General features: G+C 61.0%; 16 protein-coding genes. 11 read left to right on the forward strand and 5 right to left on the reverse strand.

Annotated elements, in window-relative coordinates:
• Positions 1–116 precede the first annotated feature (116 nt).
• Positions 117–1,313: a methionine gamma-lyase gene (locus E2H86_RS16775; RefSeq protein ID WP_133329799.1), complete on the forward strand. Its 1,197-nt coding sequence runs from the start codon at positions 117–119 to the stop codon at positions 1,311–1,313.
• 159 nt (positions 1,314–1,472) lie between these two features.
• Here the strand turns inward: E2H86_RS16775 and E2H86_RS16780 are convergent, their stop codons facing one another.
• Positions 1,473–1,910 (reverse strand): YhcB family protein, encoded by a 438-nt coding sequence (locus E2H86_RS16780; RefSeq protein ID WP_133329801.1) that lies wholly within the window; start codon positions 1,908–1,910, stop codon positions 1,473–1,475.
• A gap of 135 nt (positions 1,911–2,045) precedes the next feature.
• Between E2H86_RS16780 and E2H86_RS16785 the strand changes: the two genes are divergently transcribed.
• The 3 genes from E2H86_RS16785 to zapE all read left to right on the forward strand — a co-directional run bounded on the left by E2H86_RS16785 (position 2,046) and on the right by zapE (position 5,234).
• Positions 2,046–2,681 carry an alpha/beta hydrolase gene (locus E2H86_RS16785; protein ID WP_133329803.1) on the forward strand — a complete coding sequence of 212 codons (636 nt, stop codon included), beginning with the start codon at positions 2,046–2,048 and terminating at the stop codon, positions 2,679–2,681.
• A gap of 24 nt (positions 2,682–2,705) precedes the next feature.
• On the forward strand, positions 2,706–4,055 hold the full coding sequence (locus E2H86_RS16790; protein ID WP_133329805.1) for a tryptophan--tRNA ligase: 1,350 nt from the start codon (positions 2,706–2,708) through the stop codon (positions 4,053–4,055).
• An 84-nt stretch (positions 4,056–4,139) separates the two neighbouring features.
• The gene (zapE, locus tag E2H86_RS16795) at positions 4,140–5,234 is read left to right on the forward strand and encodes a cell division protein ZapE (protein WP_133329807.1); all 1,095 of its coding nucleotides are present in this window, start codon (positions 4,140–4,142) and stop codon (positions 5,232–5,234) included.
• A 29-nt stretch (positions 5,235–5,263) separates the two neighbouring features.
• On the opposite strand, the gene E2H86_RS16800 is transcribed toward zapE, so the two are convergent.
• Both E2H86_RS16800 and E2H86_RS16805 read right to left on the reverse strand, forming a co-directional pair.
• Positions 5,264–6,160, reverse strand: a complete 897-nt coding sequence (locus tag E2H86_RS16800; protein WP_165976082.1) for a GlxA family transcriptional regulator — start codon at positions 6,158–6,160, stop codon at positions 5,264–5,266.
• A 241-nt stretch (positions 6,161–6,401) separates the two neighbouring features.
• Positions 6,402–7,442, reverse strand: coding sequence for an NADP(H)-dependent aldo-keto reductase (locus tag E2H86_RS16805; RefSeq protein WP_133329809.1), 1,041 nt, complete (start codon positions 7,440–7,442; stop codon positions 6,402–6,404).
• Between the two features lie 256 nt (positions 7,443–7,698).
• On the opposite strand from E2H86_RS16805, the gene rplM reads away from it, so the two are divergent.
• The 7 genes from rplM (at position 7,699) to E2H86_RS16840 (ending at position 12,566) form a co-directional block, all read left to right on the forward strand.
• Positions 7,699–8,127, forward strand: a complete 429-nt coding sequence (gene rplM, locus E2H86_RS16810; protein WP_003260798.1) for a 50S ribosomal protein L13 — start codon at positions 7,699–7,701, stop codon at positions 8,125–8,127.
• Positions 8,128–8,141: 14 nt separating this feature from the next.
• Positions 8,142–8,534, forward strand: a complete 393-nt coding sequence (gene rpsI / locus E2H86_RS16815; protein ID WP_054893989.1) for a 30S ribosomal protein S9 — start codon at positions 8,142–8,144, stop codon at positions 8,532–8,534.
• A gap of 263 nt (positions 8,535–8,797) precedes the next feature.
• Positions 8,798–9,391 carry a ubiquinol-cytochrome c reductase iron-sulfur subunit gene (gene petA, locus E2H86_RS16820; protein WP_133329811.1) on the forward strand — a complete coding sequence of 198 codons (594 nt, stop codon included), beginning with the start codon at positions 8,798–8,800 and terminating at the stop codon, positions 9,389–9,391.
• Entirely contained in the window at positions 9,391–10,602 is a 1,212-nt protein-coding gene (locus E2H86_RS16825) for a cytochrome b (protein WP_133329813.1), read from the forward strand. The genes petA and E2H86_RS16825 overlap by 1 nt, the downstream gene beginning before the upstream one ends.
• Positions 10,602–11,381, forward strand: a complete 780-nt coding sequence (locus tag E2H86_RS16830; RefSeq protein ID WP_133329815.1) for a cytochrome c1 — start codon at positions 10,602–10,604, stop codon at positions 11,379–11,381. Before E2H86_RS16825 ends, E2H86_RS16830 begins: the two co-directional genes overlap by 1 nt.
• A gap of 119 nt (positions 11,382–11,500) precedes the next feature.
• On the forward strand, positions 11,501–12,124 hold the full coding sequence (locus tag E2H86_RS16835) for a glutathione S-transferase N-terminal domain-containing protein (protein ID WP_133329817.1): 624 nt from the start codon (positions 11,501–11,503) through the stop codon (positions 12,122–12,124).
• Between the two features lie 10 nt (positions 12,125–12,134).
• A complete protein-coding gene (locus tag E2H86_RS16840) occupies positions 12,135–12,566 on the forward strand; it encodes a ClpXP protease specificity-enhancing factor (RefSeq protein ID WP_133329819.1) in 432 nt (143 codons plus the stop codon).
• Between the two features lie 53 nt (positions 12,567–12,619).
• Here E2H86_RS16840 and E2H86_RS16845 read toward each other — a convergent pair whose 3' ends face one another.
• Together E2H86_RS16845 and E2H86_RS16850 are read right to left on the reverse strand one after the other, a co-directional pair.
• Positions 12,620–13,198, reverse strand: a complete 579-nt coding sequence (locus E2H86_RS16845) for a BON domain-containing protein (protein ID WP_133329821.1) — start codon at positions 13,196–13,198, stop codon at positions 12,620–12,622.
• Positions 13,195–13,788: a phosphoheptose isomerase gene (locus tag E2H86_RS16850; protein ID WP_133329823.1), complete on the reverse strand. Its 594-nt coding sequence runs from the start codon at positions 13,786–13,788 to the stop codon at positions 13,195–13,197. The genes E2H86_RS16845 and E2H86_RS16850 overlap by 4 nt, the downstream gene beginning before the upstream one ends.
• Positions 13,789–13,861 lie beyond the last annotated feature (73 nt).

Consider the following 13,861-nt stretch of genomic DNA (forward strand, 5'->3'; position numbering starts at 1 on the left):
CTGAAGGGTTTTTTATTGTTTTCATTCCAAAACCAACCTGATTGCGTGGGCAATTTTGGAAAGATTCGGGCTGCCTGGTGGCATAAGCTTAGAACAAACCACCAGAGGTTGTTGCCATGCGCGCCTCCCATAACAACAGCGGTTTTTCCACGCGAGCCATCCATCACGGCTACGACCCGCTCTCCCATGGCGGCGCCTTGGTGCCGCCGGTCTACCAGACCGCCACCTACGCCTTTCCGACCGTCGAGTACGGCGCCGCGTGCTTTGCCGGGGAGGAGGGTGGGCATTTCTACAGCCGAATCTCCAACCCGACCCTGGCCCTGCTGGAGCAGCGCATGGCCTCACTGGAGGGCGGCGAAGCGGGGTTGGCGCTCGCGTCGGGCATGGGGGCCATTACCTCGACCTTGTGGACCCTGCTGCGTCCCGGCGACGAGCTGATCGTTGGGCGTACCGTCTACGGCTGCACGTTCGCCTACCTGCACCATGGCCTTGGCGAGTTCGGGATCAAGGTGCGCCATGTCGATCTCAATGACCCCAAGGCGTTGAAAGCAGCGATCACCCTTAAGACGCGAATGATCTACTTCGAGACCCCGGCCAACCCGAACATGCAACTGGTCGATATCGCGGCAGTGGTGGAGGCCGCGCGGGGGCACGATCTGCAGGTAGTGGTCGACAACACCTACTGCACGCCTTACCTGCAGCGGCCCCTGGAGCTAGGGGCGGACCTCGTGGTGCATTCGGCCACCAAGTATCTCAGCGGCCATGGCGATATCACCGCCGGCCTGGTGGTCGGACGCAAGGCGTTGATCGACAGGATTCGACTGGAGGGCCTCAAGGACATGACCGGGGCGGTATTGTCGCCCCACGATGCGGCGTTGCTGATGCGTGGCATCAAGACCCTGGCATTGCGCATGGACCGCCACTGCGGCAATGCGCAGCAGGTAGCCGAGTTTCTTGCCCGCCAGCCGCAGGTTGAACTGATTCACTATCCCGGACTGCCCTCGTTCACCCAGTTCGACCTGGCCCAGCGGCAGATGCGCCAGCCGGGCGGGATGATCGCGTTCGAGCTCAAGGGTGGGATCGAGGCTGGGCGGCGTTTCATGAACGCCCTGCAATTGTTCGCCAGGGCGGTGAGCCTGGGAGATGCCGAGTCGCTGGCGCAACATCCGGCAAGCATGACTCATTCGAGCTATACGCCCAAGGAGCGGGCGCACCACGGGATCTCCGAGGGGTTGGTGCGGTTGTCGGTGGGGTTGGAGGATGTGGAGGATTTGCTGGGGGATATCGAGCAGGCGTTGGAGGCGTGTAGCTAGGTTTGCGGTGCGGGCCCCTTCGCGGGCAAGCCCGCTCCCACAGGTAACCACGGGATTCGACGGTGCGCCTGTGGGAGCGGGCTTGCCCGCGAAGGGGCCAGTGATATCGCCCACAAAAAAGGCCTCTCACGAGGCCTTCTTGCATTCTATTTCAGCGAATCAACGCTTCAGCCCGTAGCTCTCATCGAGCATGCCCGGCGAGTTCGGCGTTTTCGGCGCATAGTCGCGTGGCACTTCGGCGGTGTCCTTCGGTGGCGTCAGGCGGTCGCGCTGGCCTTGCGCAGCTTCGGAGTGCAGGGCGGCCAGCAGGCGTTGACGGGTCAGGTCGTCGAGGGCCAGGGTGTTGGCGCCGTCGGCCAGGTGATCCTGGACGTCCTGGTAGCTCTGGGTCAGTTTTTTCACCAGCACGGCAGTGCTGTTGAAGTGGGTCACCACTTCGTGCTGGTAGTTGTCGAAGCGCTTCTGAATATCGTCCAGCTGACGCTGGGTACTGCTTGGCGCAGCATTGGGCAGCAGGCGGGCCGCGATGAAACCGACCGCCACGCCAATGACCAGGGCCAGGGTTGGCAACAACCAAACAAGGAGCGAGAGTTCCACGAGTCCTTCCTCTATAAACGGCTTTGCTTTACGTTAACGGCTCAGACCTGCGCTGTATACCGCGAGCGATCGCAAATCAGAACAGAATTCTTCAGCTAGACGAATAGACCCAACCCGAGGTCACGGAGTAGTACCTTGCTCGTGCGCGAAACCCCCTTGTTCATCGACGGCCCTTGTGGCCAGTTGGAAGCCTTGTACCTGGACGTGGCCGATGCCCGCGGCGCGGTCCTGATCTGCCATCCCAACCCGGTCCAGGGCGGCACCATGCTCAACAAGGTGGTTTCGACCCTGCAACGCACCGCCCGTGATGCCGGCTACGTGACCTTGCGCTTCAACTACCGGGGCGTTGGCCAGAGCGCGGGCAGCCATGACATGGGCGCTGGCGAGGTGGCCGATGCCGAAGCCGCCGCTGCCTGGCTGCGCGAGCGCCACCCGCAACTACCATTGGTGCTGATGGGCTTCTCGTTCGGCGGCTTCGTCGCCACCAGCCTGGCCGGTCGCCTGGAAAGCCAGGGCGAGACCTTGCAGCATCTGTTCATGATCGCTCCGGCAGTGATGCGACTGACGCCCGAGTTCCCACTGCCGCAACGGTGCCCGATCAGCCTGGTTCAGCCTGATGCGGATGAAGTGGTTGACCCCCAGCTGGTCTACGCCTGGTCCGACGCACTCGGTCGCCCCCATGAGCTGCTGAAAGTGGCAGAATGCGGACACTTCTTCCATGGCAAGCTGACCGATCTGAAGGATCTGCTGCTGCCGCGCCTTTCGAACTGAGCCAAGCCTGAATAAGCGAACACCATGACCACGCGCATTCTCACCGGTATCACCACCACCGGCACTCCGCACCTGGGCAACTACGCCGGGGCCATCCGTCCGGCGATCGTCGCCAGCCAGCAGCCGGGTGCCGACTCGTTCTATTTCCTGGCCGACTACCACGCCCTGATCAAGTGCGACGACCCGCTGCGCATCCAGCGTTCGCGTCTGGAAATCGCTGCTACCTGGCTGGCCGGTGGGCTGGACCCGAACAAGGTGACCTTCTACCGTCAGTCCGATATCCCCGAAATTCCCGAGCTGACCTGGCTGCTCACCTGTGTCGCTGCCAAGGGCCTGCTCAATCGCGCCCATGCCTACAAGGCCTCGGTGGACAAGAACGTGGAAAACGGCGAAGACCCGGACGCCGGTGTGACCATGGGGCTTTTCAGCTACCCCGTGCTGATGGCCGCCGACATCCTGATGTTCAACGCCCACAAGGTGCCGGTTGGCCGTGACCAGATCCAGCACGTCGAGATGGCTCGCGACATCGGCCAGCGCTTCAATCACCTGTTCGGCCAGGGCAAGGATTTCTTCGCCCTGCCTGAGGCGGTGATCGAAGAAAGCGTGGCGACCCTTCCTGGGCTGGACGGCCGCAAGATGTCCAAGAGCTACGACAACACCATCCCGCTGTTCACCAGCGCCAAGGACATGAAAGACGCCATCTCGCGCATCGTCACCGACTCGCGCGCGCCCGGTGAGGCCAAGGATCCGGACAACGCGCACCTGTTCACCCTGTTCCAGGCCTTCTCCACCCCGGCGCAGTGCGCCGAGTTCCGCGACGAGCTATTGCAGGGGTTGGGTTGGGGCGAAGCCAAGCAGCGTCTGTTCCAGCTGCTCGACGGCCAGCTGGCAGAGAAGCGTGAGCACTATCACCAACTCATCTCGCGCCCATCTGACCTGGAGGACATTCTCCTGGCCGGTGCTGCCAAGGCACGCAAGATCGCCACGCCGTTCCTCGAGCAGTTGCGTGAAGCCGTTGGCCTGCGTTCATTCCGCAGTAGCGTGCAGGCCACTGCCGAGGTCAAGAAGAAGGCCACCAAGACTGCGCGGTTCGTCAGCTTCCGCGACGAAGATGGCAGCTTCCGCTTCCGCCTGCTGGGCGCCGATGGCGAGCAATTGCTGCTGTCGCGCAGCTTCGCCGACGGCAAGAGCGCGGGTTCCGTCAGCAAGCAGTTGCAGCAGGGTGGCGAGGCCGATGTGCGGGTCGAGGGGCTTGGTTTCAGTCTGTGGTTGAACGGCGAGCAGGTAGCCGACGGACCGCAGTTCGAGGCCGCCGAGGCCCGTGACGCGGCCATCCAGACCCTACGCGAGGCGCTTGCCCCGCAAGTGGACTGAGGCATATTGACGCAAGTCTGATTGCCATAAGGCGGGCCGGTCGCTACAGTGACGGCCCGTTTTTTGTTGCCTCGCTAACGAATCATGACGCCCCTAGAACGATATCAAGCAGATCTGAAACGTCCCGACTTCTTCCATGACGCGGCGCAGGAAACTGCGGTGCGTCACCTGCAGCGCCTGTACGATGACCTGGTGCACGCGCAGAACAACAAGCCCGGCATGTTCGGCAAGCTGTTCGGCAAGAAGGACCAGACGCCGGTCAAGGGCCTGTACTTCTGGGGTGGGGTGGGTCGTGGCAAGACCTATCTGGTCGATACCTTCTTCGAGGCACTGCCGTTCAAGCAGAAGATGCGGACGCACTTCCACCGCTTCATGAAGCGTGTGCATGAGGAAATGAAGACTCTCAAGGGTGAGAAGAATCCGCTGACCATCATCGCCAAGCGCTTCAGCGAAGAGGCCAAGGTGATCTGCTTCGACGAGTTCTTCGTGTCCGACATCACCGATGCGATGATCCTCGGCACCTTGATGGAGGAGCTGTTCAAGAACGGCGTATCGCTGGTGGCGACCTCCAACATCGTCCCGGACGGCCTTTATAAAGACGGCCTGCAGCGGGCGCGCTTCCTGCCTGCCATCGCCATGATCAAGCAGTACACCGACGTGGTGAACGTCGACAGCGGGGTCGATTATCGCCTGCGTCATCTGGAACAGGCCGAACTGTTCCACCATCCGCTCAACGAGGCGGCGCACCAGAGCATGCGCGCCAGCTTCAAGGCGTTGACCCCGGAGTGCACCCAGGCTGTCGAGAACGACGTGCTGATGATCGAAAATCGTCCGATCACAGCCCTGCGGACCTGCGACGACGTCGCCTGGTTCGACTTCCGTGCCCTGTGCGACGGGCCGCGTAGCCAGAATGACTACATCGAACTGGGCAAGATCTTCCACGCCGTGCTGCTAAGCAACGTCGAGCAGATGGGCGTGACCACCGACGACATTGCCCGCCGGTTCATCAACATGGTGGACGAGTTCTACGACCGCAACGTCAAGCTGATCATCTCGGCCGAGGTCGAACTCAAGGACCTATACACCGGTGGGCGCCTGGCCTTCGAGTTCCAGCGTACCCTGAGCCGCTTGCTGGAGATGCAGTCCCACGAGTTCCTGTCGCGGGCACACAAGCCCTGAAGGGCAGCAACGCAAGCCTCAAGCTGCTGTCATGCCTCCTGCATGAACTGCTGCCGGTACTGGTTGGGTGACAACTCGGTGTGCTGGCGGAACAACCGTGCAAAGAAGCTGGCATCGTCGTAGCCCACTTCGTAGCTGATGGTCTTGATGCTCTTGCGAGTGCTCGACAGCAGGCCCTTGGCCGTTTCGATCCGCAGCCGCTGCAGGTAATGCAGCGGCTTGTCGCCGGTGGCGCCCTGGAAACGGCGCATGAAGTTGCGGATGCTCATGCCATGGTTGCGCGCCACGTCCTCGAAGCGGAACTTGTCGGCGAAGTGCTCCTCCAGCCAGTGCTGAATCTGCAGGATGATCAGATCCTGGTGCAGCTTCTGGCCGCCGAAGCCCATGCGTCCCGGGGTGTAGTTGCGCTGCACTTCGTAGAGGATGTCACGCGACACGGCACGGGCCACGTTGGCGCCGCAGAAGCGTTCGATCAGATAGATGTAAAGGTCGCAGGCCGAGGTGGTGCCGCCGGCGCAATAGAGGTTGTCGGCATCGGTCAGGTGCTTGTCCTGGTTGAGCCGGACTTGTGGGAAGCGTTCGGCGAAACTGCCAAAGAAGCGCCAGTAGGTGGTCGCCTCCTTGCCGTCGAGCAGCCCTGCCTCGGCCAGCCAGAACACTCCGCTGGCCTCGGCGCACAGCACCGCCCCGCGGGCATGCTGCTCACGCAACCAGGGCAGCACTTGCGGATAGCGTTGCAACAGGTTGTCGAAGTCGTCCCAGAAGGCGGGAAGAATGATCACATCGGCATCGTCCAGGGTGCCGTCGACCGGTAGTTGCACATTGCTGAAACTGTCCACCGGTTGCCCATCCGGGCTCACCAGGGCGATCTCGAACATCGGTTGCAGGCCCAGGCCCATTTGCTTGCTGTAGCGCAGGCTGGCCAGGTGGAAGAAATCCTTGGCCTGCATCAGGGTAGAAGCGAATACCTTGTCGATGGCCAGGATGCTGACGCGGCGCAATGACGCCGAGGGTTGGGTAAACATCATTGTCGTTGTTCTTATAGGGTAGAGTGGTCAATCACCGGCTGGATCGTCTTATTTTTTGGCCGGTGTGTCTACCCCGATAGACCGCGTCGCATTCTTCGCGGCGCCGAACCGCCGCGAAGCAGGCGACACTGAACTCAGCTCAAGGCGCCGGGTTCGGCTGGTCCTGGTGAATCGCCTCGATCGCCGCCAGCAACTCGTCGCTGAGGCTCAGGTCCAGGCTCGCCAGGTTGCTGTCCAGTTGTTCCAGGCTGGTGGCGCCGATGATGTTGCTGGTGACGAACGGCTGACGGGTGACGAAGGCCAGGGCCATCTGCGCCGGGTCCAGTCCGTGGTCCTTGGCCAATTGCACATAGCGGCTGCAGGCCGCGACCGTCTGTGGGTTGGAGTAGCGGGCGAAGCGGCTGAACAGGGTCAGGCGGCCGTTTGCCGGGCGAGCGCCGTTTTCGTACTTGCCCGAGAGCATGCCGAAGGCCAGCGGGGAGTACGCCAGCAACCCGCATTGCTCACGGATCGCCACTTCTGCCAGGCCCACCTCGAAGCTGCGGTTGAGCAGGTTGTACGGGTTCTGGATCGACACCGCGCGCGGCCAGCCGCGGCTTTCGGCCAGTTGCAAGAACTTCATGGTGCCCCAGGGGGTTTCGTTGGACAGGCCAATATGGCGGATCTTGCCAGCCCTGACCTGTTCATCCAGCACCTCTAGGGTTTCCTCCAGAGGGGTGAAAAGGTCCTGGGGAAGGTGCTGGTAGCCCAGTTTGCCGAAGAAGTTGGTGCTGCGTTCTGGCCAATGCAATTGGTACAGGTCGATGCGGTCGGTGTGCAGGCGCTCCAGGCTGGCATCCAACGCGGCGACGATGTGCTGGCGGTTGTGCTTGAGCTGGCCGTCGCGAATGTGGCTGATGCCATTGCCCGGACCGGCGACCTTGCTCGCTAGCACCCAGTCGTCGCGGTCGCCTTGCGTGCGGAACCAGTTGCCGATGATGCGCTCGGTGGCAGCATAGGTCTCCGGACGCGGTGGCACCGGGTACATCTCGGCGGTATCGATGAAGTTGATGCCGTGGGCCTTGGCCCGGGAAATCTGCTCGAAGGCCTCATCCTGGGTGTTCTGCTCGCCCCAGGTCATGGTGCCCAGGCACAGGGCGCTGACGTCGAGGTCGGTACGACCGAGCTTGCGGTATTCCATCGGGAAGACTCTCCTGGCAAAGAAGCCCATAAAAGCAGGTTGAAATTTTTCGTGCAATCTGGATAATTCGGCAGCTCTCCGTATGGCGGAAGTGATGCACCGCCATGCAGGAAGAACCCCGTCGAACATTGGCGTGCCCGACCCGAGCCCCCAATAGCGTCAGTGTTCGGCTGCGCGCTTGCCCTTGGCAAGCCGTGCACTATCCAGTAAGATTCGCCGTCTATTTTTCGCTGGGCGGCCTCTGAGGCTTTAGAGAATGAAAACTTTTACTGCTAAACCGGAAACAGTAAAGCGCGAGTGGTTCGTAGTCGACGCCGCTGGCCAGACCCTGGGTCGTCTGGCTACCGAAATCGCTAGCCGTCTGCGTGGCAAGCACAAACCAGAATACACCCCTCACGTTGACACCGGCGACTACATCGTCGTCATCAACGCCGAGCAGGTTCGTGTGACTGGTGCCAAGTCTTCCGACAAGATGTACTACTCCCACTCCGGTTTCCCGGGCGGTATCAAGGAAATCAACTTCGAGAAGTTGATCGCCAAGGCCCCTGAGCGTGTTATCGAAACCGCGGTCAAAGGCATGCTGCCTAAGAACCCGCTGGGTCGCGACATGTACCGTAAGCTGAAAGTGTACGCGGGTGCTGCTCACCCACACACTGCTCAGCAGCCTCAAGAACTGAAGATCTAACGGGATAGTTCATTATGTCGGCGACTCAAAATTACGGCACTGGCCGTCGCAAGACCGCAACCGCTCGCGTTTTCCTGCGTCCGGGTACTGGTAACATCTCCATCAACAACCGTCCTCTGGACACCTTCTTCGGCCGCGAAACCGCTCGCATGGTTGTTCGCCAGCCGCTGGAGCTGACCGAGACCGTTGAGAAGTTCGACATCTACGTCACCGTCGCCGGTGGTGGTGTCAGCGGTCAAGCCGGTGCGATCCGTCACGGTATCACCCGCGCTCTGATGGAATACGACGAAACCCTGCGTGGCGCTCTGCGTCGTGCTGGCTACGTCACCCGCGATGCTCGTGAAGTCGAGCGTAAGAAAGTGGGTCTGCGTAAAGCGCGTAAGCGTCCTCAGTACTCCAAGCGTTAATACCGCTTCGGCAGTCGAGAAAAGCCCGGTTCCTTGGAACCGGGCTTTTTTTTTGGGCTTGAACTAACCTGTCAGCATGTCGGTGACCACTTGTCGCATAGACGCAGATCAAGCAAAGCGCGGGTTGTCGCCCCAGGTCGGGGTAATCACCTTGTCACTGTGTGGATTTGTTTCTTACCATGGCGACCGTTTTTGATGCCACTGACACAACCTAAGTAGAGGCCTGGTTCAACAGGCCAAGCAAGCTGATGGGAGAGGACTGAATGAGCAATGACGGCGTCAACGCAGGCCGGCGCCGCTTCCTCGTAGCCGCGACATCCGTGGTCGGGGCGGCGGGGGCAGTGGGGGCTGCGGTACCGTTCGTGGGGTCATGGTTTCCCAGTGCCAAGGCAAAGGCTGCCGGTGCACCGGTGAAGGTCAACGTCGCCAAGGTCGAACCCGGCCAGCAGATGGTGGCCGAATGGCGCGGCCAACCGGTGTTCATCGTGCGGCGAACCCAGGAAATCCTCGGCAACCTGAAGAAAATCGCCGGTGAGCTCGCCGACCCCGAATCCAAGGCTTCGGTACAACCAAAGTACGTCGACCCCGAGGTGCGCTCGATCAAGCCGGAAATCCTGCTCATCGTCGGCCTGTGTACTCATCTGGGTTGCTCGCCTACGTTCCGTCCCGAGGTGGCGCCTGCCGACCTGGGGCCGAAGTGGGTCGGTGGTTACTTCTGTCCTTGCCATGGTTCCCACTACGACCTCGCGGGGCGCGTCTACAAGTCCCAGCCGGCTCCGCTGAACATGCCGGTGCCGCCGCATTCGTACGAGTCTGACGACATCATCGTCATCGGCGTTGATCAGGAGAACGCATGATGAGCAAGTTCATGGACTGGATCGATGCTCGCTTCCCCGCCACCAAGATGTGGGAAGACCACCTGAGCAAGTACTACGCGCCGAAAAATTTCAACTTCCTGTATTTCTTTGGTTCCCTGGCACTGCTGGTGCTGGTGAACCAGATCGTCACTGGCGTCTGGCTGACCATGAGCTTCACGCCGTCGGCCGAGGAGGCCTTCGCCTCGGTCGAATACATCATGCGCGACGTCGAGTACGGCTGGATCCTGCGCTATCTGCACTCAACCGGCGCTTCGGCGTTCTTCATCGTCGTTTACCTGCACATGTTCCGCGGTCTGCTCTATGGTTCCTACCAGAAGCCGCGCGAGCTGGTCTGGCTGTTCGGCATGTTGATCTACCTGGCGCTGATGGCGGAAGCCTTCATGGGCTACCTGCTGCCGTGGGGCCAGATGTCGTACTGGGGCGCCCAGGTGATCATCTCGCTGTTCGGTGCCATCCCGGTGATCGGTGCTGACCTCACGCAATGGATTCGTGGTGACTACCTGATTTCAGGCATCACCTTGAACCGCTTCTTCGCCTTGCATGTCGTGGCACTGCCGATCGTGATCCTCGGCCTGGTGGTGCTGCACATTCTGGCCCTGCACGAAGTGGGGTCGAACAACCCTGATGGTGTAGACATCAAGAAGAAAAAGGATGAAAACGGCATTCCCCTCGACGGTATCCCGTTCCATCCGTACTACACCGTCAAGGATATCGTCGGCGTGGTGGTGTTCCTCTTCGTGTTCTGTGCTGTCGTGTTCTTCTTCCCGGAAATGGGCGGCTACTTCCTCGAGAAGCCTAACTTCGAGCAGGCCAACGCATTCAAGACGCCAGAACACATCGCGCCGGTCTGGTACTTCACACCGTTCTACGCGATCTTGCGCGCCGTGCCTGACAAGCTGATGGGGGTCATCGCCATGGGTGCAGCCATCGCCGTGCTGTTCGTATTGCCCTGGCTCGACCGCAGCCCTGTGCGTTCCATGCGCTACAAGGGCTGGCTGAGCAAGATCTTCCTGCTGGTGTTCTGCGTGGCCTTCGTCATCCTCGGCATCCTGGGCGTGCTGGCGCCAACCCCGGGGCGTACCTTGTTGTCGCAGGTCTGTACGGTGCTGTACTTCGCCTACTTCCTGCTGATGCCGTTCTACACAAGGCTCGAGAAGACCAAACCGGTTCCGGAAAGGGTGACTGGCTGATGAAAAAGTTGATTGCAGTATTACTGCTGGCAGTGATGCCGGCCTTCGCCCTCGCTGCCGAACATGGCCTGGAGCTGGACAAGGTCGATGTCGACCTCACCGACAAGGCGGCCTTGCAGGATGGTGCGCACACCTTCGTCAACTATTGCATGGGCTGCCACAGCGCCAAGTTCCAACGCTACGAGCGGGTCGCCGATGACTTGGGCATCCCGCACGAACTGATGCTGGAAAAGATGGTGTTCACCGGCGCCAAGATCGGCGATCACATGAAGATCGGTATGCAGCCGAGCGATGCCAAGACCTGGTTCGGTGCAGCCCCGCCGGACCTGACCCTGGTGGCGCGGGTGCGCGGCAACGATTGGCTTTACAGCTACCTGCGCAGCTTCTACGAGGACAAGTCGCGGCCTTACGGGGTGAACAACAAGGTCTTCCCCAACGTCGGCATGCCTAACGTGCTGGCTGGCCTGCAGGGCAACCAGGTGATCGGTTGCAAGCAGGTGCAGAGCGTGGTCGATGGCAAGAAGCAATTCGACCCGCTAACTGGCACGCCGCTCACCCATGAAGCCTGTGACCAGCTGACCATCACGCCGAATTCCGGTACCCTGACCACCGAGCAGTTCGACGAGAAGGTCAAGAACCTGGTGACCTTCCTGGCCTATTCGGCCAACCCGGTCAAACTGGAAAGTCAGCGCATCGGTACCTACGTGTTGCTGTTCCTGGCTTTCTTCTTCGTATTCGCCTATTTGCTCAAGCGCGAATACTGGAAGGACGTGCACTGATCACGCAGTAGTTCTGGTTAGTTGAACGCGCCCTGGGCGCTGCCGCATTACAGCGCGGCAGCTCCCAGGGCGCGTTTGCATTTGCAGTTTTACAAGCATCCCCATGCGAGGAGCCGTACATGGGCGCGACCAACAGGTTAGCCTGCTATTCCGATCCCGCCGATCACTATTCTCACCGCGTGCGCCTGGTGCTCGCCGAGAAAGGCATCGGCGTGCAGATCATCGATGTCGACCCCGCTCGTTTGCCGCCCAAGCTGCTTGAGGCGAACCCCTATGGTGGCGTGCCGACCCTGGTCGACCGCGACCTGGCGTTGTATGAGTCGACCGTGGTAATGGAGTACCTCGAAGAACGTTACCCGCACCCTCCGTTGATGCCGGTGTATCCGGTGGCACGTGGCAACAGCCGCTTGCTGATCCACCGCATCCAGCGCGACTGGTGCGCGCTGGCGGATATCGTGCTCGACCCGCGCAGCAGCGATGCCGCTCGGGCCGACGCACGCAAAGCGTTGCGCGAGAGTCTGACCGGCGTTTCTCCGGTTTTTGCCGAGTTCTCCTGCTTCATGAGTGAGGAGCAAAGCCTGGTCGACTGTTGTCTATTGCCCATATTATGGCGTTTGCCGGTATTGGGTATCGAGTTGCCGCGGCAAGCCAAGCCGCTGCTGGAATACATGGAGCGGCAGTTCGCCCGCGAGCCTTTCCAGGCGAGCCTGTCCTCCGCAGAGCGTGAAATGCGCAAGTTTTAAGGAGCCGTTGATGAACTCCAGTCGCCCCTATCTGGTTCGAGCACTGTACGAGTGGATCGTCGACAACGATTGCACCCCCCATATGCTGGTCAATGCCGAATACCCGGCGGTCCAGGTGCCACAGGGTTTCGCCAGTGACGGCCAGATCGTCCTGAATATCTCACCCAGTGCCGTGCGTAGCCTGCACATGGACAACGACGCGGTCAGCTTCGAAGGCCGTTTCGGCGGTGTCGCCCATTCGCTTTACGTGCCAGCTGGCGCCATCCTTGGCATCTATGCCCGGGAGAACGGCCAGGGCATGGTGTTCGAGCTCGAGCCGCCGGTCATGGATGATGATGAGCCCGAAGACGAGGGTGTCGAGCCGGATGACGATGGTCCGCCCAATGGTGGCGGGCAGCCTCCGCGTCCCAGTGGCCGACCGAGTCTGAAAGTGGTCAAGTAACAAAAAAGGCGACCCGTTCGGATCGCCTTTTCTTTAGGGCCTGTCCCGACGCGTCAGTCGATGTACTCGAACAGCTTGACGATCTTCTGTACGCCCGACACGCCTTGTACCACGGCGGTGGCAGAGTTGGCCTCCTGCTGGGTCACCAGGCCCAACAGGTAGACGATACCGTTTTCGGTGATGACCTTGATGCGCGAGCTGGGCACGGCGCTGTCGGTCAGCATCTGGGTCTTGATCTTGGTGGTCAGCCAGGCGTCGTTGTTGCGCGCCAGGATCGAGGAGGGCTGCATCACCTGCAGTTCGTTGTGGACCTTCTTGACCCGTTGTACCTGGCTGGCGGTCTGCTCGGCCAGGTTCTTCAGATCGGCGCGTGGCGTCTGCCCGGCCAGAAGAACGATACCGTTGTAGCTGCTGACGACGATGTGCGAACCCTTGTCCAGGTCGGGGCTGGCCTTGGCGATGTTCACCGCGGCCTTGGTTTCGATCAGCGAGTCGTCGATCTTGCTACCAATGGTGCGTGTGCCGCGATCATCCTCGATCGGTGAGTTGCGGGTCGAGGTCAGTACCGAGCTGCAGCCGGTAACGCTCAGGCAAAGGGTCAGGGCCATCAGGCCGAGGCGCTTGGGGATCATTCTTCACTCCCGAACAGTTGGCTGTCGATCAGGTCGCATAGGCAGTGGATCGCCAGCAGGTGGACTTCCTGGATGCGTGCGGTCACCGACGAAGGAACGCGGATCTCCACGTCCTCCGGCAGCAACAGCGAGGCCATGCCGCCTCCGTCACGTCCAGTCAAAGCTACGACAATCATTTCGCGATCATGTGCCGCCTGGATCGCTTGAATCACGTTGGCCGAGTTGCCGCTGGTGGAAATCGCCAGCAGCACGTCACCGGGTTGGCCCAGTGCGCGGATCTGCTTGGAGAAGACTTCGTTGTAGCTGTAGTCATTGGCGATCGAGGTCAGCGTCGAGCTGTCGGTGGTCAGCGCGATGGCTGGCAGGCTCGGGCGCTCGCGCTCGAAGCGGTTGAGCAGCTCGGAGGAAAAATGCTGGGCGTCGCCGGCCGAGCCGCCATTGCCGCAGGCGAGCATCTTACCCTCGTTGAGCAGGGCGTTGACCATGACCAGGCTGGCCTGCTCGATGTGCGGTGCCAGGATGTCCATTGCCTGTTGCTTGGTGTCGATGCTGGCTTGGAAGAGCCGGCGAATTCGGGATTGCATGTCCATCTGGTGACCTTAAGTGGGGCGGTGGCCGGCGCGACGCGCAACAGGGACCAGCCCGCGAAACATAGAGCAAAAA

The sequence above is a fragment of the Pseudomonas putida genome (assembly GCF_004357765.1).
In the GTDB taxonomy this organism is placed as follows: Bacteria; Pseudomonadota; Gammaproteobacteria; order Pseudomonadales; family Pseudomonadaceae; genus Aquipseudomonas; species Aquipseudomonas putida_U.